Raw genomic sequence first — 289 nt, forward strand, 5'->3', positions numbered from 1 at the left:
TCAGTTGGAGTTATTAAAGAAGCAAACGGAGCGTTTAAAGTTATTTGACGCGAAAATTGACATTGATTATGCGATAAAGTGGTATGAGATAAAGAGTAGTCAGTTTTCAAAGCTGGCTACTTTTTACGGTCAGAAAGGCTGGTTTGACCGTCAGGTTTTGCATGGCGAAGTGGTTGCTGGTGCGATTGTATTGGGTTTGGCGGTTCATGCTTTAGCCTTTTTCGCGGTGGTAGGCGCTTACTATAAGCTCAGTGAAATCCTTTCAGACCATTACAACATTGAAGAGGCT

1 protein-coding gene is annotated in these 289 nt (G+C 42.2%); it reads left to right on the forward strand.

Annotated elements, in window-relative coordinates:
* Positions 1–289 (forward strand): hypothetical protein (locus Lfee_RS17455; RefSeq protein ID WP_193786971.1); only part of this gene is annotated, 289 nt, incomplete at both ends.

The sequence above is a fragment of the Legionella feeleii genome, from assembly GCF_001467625.1.
Lineage (GTDB): Bacteria > Pseudomonadota > Gammaproteobacteria > Legionellales > Legionellaceae > Tatlockia > Tatlockia feeleii.